The 3,094-nt window shown below is 47.2% G+C and carries 4 protein-coding genes; 3 read left to right on the forward strand and 1 reads right to left on the reverse strand.

Annotation, left to right across the window (positions count from 1 at the left end):
* Positions 1 to 216 precede the first annotated feature (216 nt).
* Together EWV84_RS15600 and EWV84_RS15605 are read left to right on the forward strand one after the other, a co-directional pair.
* Positions 217 to 855 (forward strand): LON peptidase substrate-binding domain-containing protein, encoded by a 639-nt coding sequence (locus EWV84_RS15600; protein ID WP_287078741.1) that lies wholly within the window; start codon positions 217 to 219, stop codon positions 853 to 855.
* A gap of 304 nt (positions 856 to 1,159) precedes the next feature.
* Entirely contained in the window at positions 1,160 to 1,762 is a 603-nt protein-coding gene (locus tag EWV84_RS15605; RefSeq protein ID WP_287078742.1) for a Crp/Fnr family transcriptional regulator, read from the forward strand.
* A gap of 11 nt (positions 1,763 to 1,773) precedes the next feature.
* Here EWV84_RS15605 and EWV84_RS15610 read toward each other — a convergent pair whose 3' ends face one another.
* Complete coding sequence (locus EWV84_RS15610) at positions 1,774 to 2,694, reverse strand: ROK family protein (RefSeq protein ID WP_287078743.1); 921 nt, start codon at positions 2,692 to 2,694, stop codon at positions 1,774 to 1,776.
* Between the two features lie 185 nt (positions 2,695 to 2,879).
* Here EWV84_RS15610 and EWV84_RS15615 point away from each other — a divergent pair.
* Positions 2,880 to 3,094: DUF29 family protein (locus EWV84_RS15615; RefSeq protein WP_287078744.1), on the forward strand; the 215-nt coding region annotated here is incomplete at its 3' end.

The raw sequence follows: 3,094 nt of genomic DNA on the forward strand, positions 1-3,094 counted from the left end.
CACCCCACACCCCAACCCCCAACCCCCAACCCCCAACCCCCAACCCCCAACCCCCAACCCCCACCGAAAAACTTTTTCAGCAGACCCTAAATAAAGGCAATCTCCCGACTCCTGAATACTGGCTCCTGAATACTGGCTCCTGTCAATGCCCTTGCCTAGCGGTTCAGGGGGGATTGTGTAAAAATAAGAGAAGATCGGTTTTTTTTTACTAAACCTATGGCCACTTCTTCCATTGCCGTTAGAGAATTACCTCTCTTTCCCCTTCCCGAAGTTGTTTTATTCCCGGGTCGTCCCCTGCCCCTGCACATCTTCGAGTTTCGCTATCGGATTATGATGAATACGATATTGGAAGAAGATCGCCGTTTTGGGGTCTTAATGGTAGATCCAGCCACGGGAGAAATTGCTAAAGTCGGCAGTTGTGCGGAAGTTGTCCGTTGTCAACGTCTCCCAGATGATCGGTTAAAAATTCTCACCATCGGTCAACAGCGCTTCCGTGTCCTAGAATACGTCCGGGAAAAACCCTATCGTGTCGGTTTAGTGGAGTGGATTGAAGATGTCCCCACCACCCAAGATCTGCGACCTCTGGCCAAAGAAGTGGATCGACTGCTGCGGGATGTGGTTCATCTATCAGCCAAATTAACCGCTCAAAAAATTGAACTCCCCGACGATTTGCCCAGTCTTCCCCTAGAATTATCCTACTGGGTGGCGGGTAATCTCTACGGTGTGGCCGGGGAACAACAGGCTTTATTAGAAATGCAGGATACAGTCAGTCGTCTGCAACGAGAATCGGAAATTCTCACCTCGACTCGCAATCATCTGGCCGCTCGCACGGCTCTTAAAGATGCTTTAAATTAATGATCTTTAGGTTTTTCAGCTTCGGGAGAGGGAAATGGGGAAATGGGGAAATGGGGAGATGGGAGACCACTTCGTGCGCGACTTTCGGCGAAGCTCAGTCGAGCCGTTGCGGGGAGAGAGGGAAGTATTTTTAGTGAACAGTGAACAGTGAACAGTAAACAGTGAACTGATAACTCACATCTGAAAACTGATGACTGACCCACTGATAACTGATAACTGTTAATCTGGGGATTACCTAATGTTTACCTTGATACAGTAAAGTGGGGTTAAAATTGTTAGCCCCTCACCCAGGAGAACTTTGATCATGTTGCTGACCTATAATCCCAGCGTCTCACCCTTCCGAGAAGACTATAGCGAGAGTCGTCGGCTCCATTTTTATGATCGCGGGGAAAATATTCCTCTGGTGGTTGATGGAGTCTGGCAAGTTTATCGGGGTATGGCGCAACTAAGTCAAGTATCTGAGAGTGGAGAGGAAATTTTACTAGGCTGGGTTCATTCATCCCACTTTTTTGGCTTAAATTTGACCCATCTGGAATCCTATCACGCCAGAGCCTTGTCGGAACTGTACCTAAAATGGTACACGATCGCCGAAGTCGAAAATTCGGCGGAATTAACTAGGATGATGTTAAATCAAATGATCCGTCGTCAACAACAAACGGAATCGCTTCTTGCGATCGCAGGACTCAGACGAGTGGAGGAACGTCTCCAGCAGTTACTACAGTTATTAAAGCGGGAAATGGGAGAACCAATCGCCCAAGGCAGTCGTTTAAAGATCCGTTTAACCCATCAAAATCTCGCCAATGCTATCGGTACCACGAGGGTAACGGTGACGCGTTTGTTAGGCGAATTTCAGCGTCAGGGAGCCGTGAGTCTCGATGGCGATCGCCACTTGATTATTCACGATTAAGTCAGACAATTTTAGTCAGATCCGGCCATAATAGACTCCCCGCGGAAGTCCAATAATTGCCAAGCTAATTTAGCAGCCCCCACCATCCCGGCGCGATTACCCAACTCGGCCGTTAATACCTCTAATCCTTCTCTGGAACTAGGTAACACCCGTCTTTCGATTTCTGTGAGCAGAGAGGGAAAGAAAAACTTAGCACTGGCGCTAATGCCGCCGCCGATAATTACCGCCTCTGGGGTGAGAACATAGAGTAAACTGGCGATACCAGCCCCCAGTAAACATCCGTAATCCTGCCAGAATTCTAAAGCCTCTCGATCGCCTTTTTCGGCCAATTCTGCCAATTGCTTCGGTTCTTTGCCGGTCATCCGGCGAATAGCTTGCCGGGAGACGTATTGTTCCAAGGAACCCTGATTACCGCTATTGCACAATGGACCGTCAAAATTAAGGGTTATTAAGCCTAATTCTGCGGCCGTTCCCTTGCTGCCCACAAATAAGTTACCATCGAGGATAATTGCCCCTCCTACTCCCGTCCCCAAGGTCAACAGGATCAAGTTTTGAAACCGTTTGCCCGCTCCTAACCAAGCTTCCCCCAAACCGGCACAATTGGCATCATTGGCTAAAATTGTCGGCATTCCCGTGCTTTCTTCTAACCAATCGGCGAGGGGAATATCCCGCCATCCTGCCAAATTAATCGCTATTTTGGCAATTCTTCCCTGAGCATCCGCCGGCCCCGGCGTTCCCACACCGATGGCTTGACAACTTTTATCTAAATTTACTTGACAAATGCCTTGATGTATGGTAAGGGCGACTTCTTTGGGTGTAGCGGGTTGGGGAGTGGGCAAGGTGAGAGATTCGATACAATTGCCCTCTTGGTCAAATTTACCAATTTTAATAGCGGTTCCACCTAAATCGACACCTATTACTGTTTTCACCATCGGGCTTTCCTTGTTACTCTGGGAGTAGCTAGGTTTATTATCACTCTTTTTGGCGGTTTTTTCGCAGTTAGATGTGATTGAGGATAATTCGGCTAAACCGGCAAGACTAGCTGATTGATTAGCCCAAATTTCTCCTATAGTTTGGATACCTGCAGCTTAAATCCTTATTTTTCCCCATTTTAAAAATGATAAAAGTTACCATCCCAAATCTCTACGATAGCGATTATCAACTTTGGTTAGAATCGACGATCAACCAATTGCGTCAAGGGGATTTTCAAGCAGTAGATTGGCCGAATTTATTAGAGGAGTTGGCAGATTTGGGAAAAAGTGAACGACGAGCATTAGAAAGTTTATTAACTCGACTTTTAGAACATTTACTGAAGTTAACTTACTGGCAATC

The organism is Microcystis sp. M_QC_C_20170808_M3Col (genome assembly GCF_007095505.1).
GTDB lineage: Bacteria > Cyanobacteriota > Cyanobacteriia > Cyanobacteriales > Microcystaceae > Microcystis.

Coding starts and splice junctions, on each gene's coding strand:
- EWV84_RS15600 (WP_287078741.1), top strand. CDS start 217: ATGGCCACTTCTTCCATTGCCGTTAGAGAATTACCTCTCTTTCCCCTT.
- EWV84_RS15605 (WP_287078742.1), top strand. CDS start 1,160: ATGTTGCTGACCTATAATCCCAGCGTCTCACCCTTCCGAGAAGACTAT.
- EWV84_RS15610 (WP_287078743.1), bottom strand. CDS start 2,694: ATGGTGAAAACAGTAATAGGTGTCGATTTAGGTGGAACCGCTATTAAA.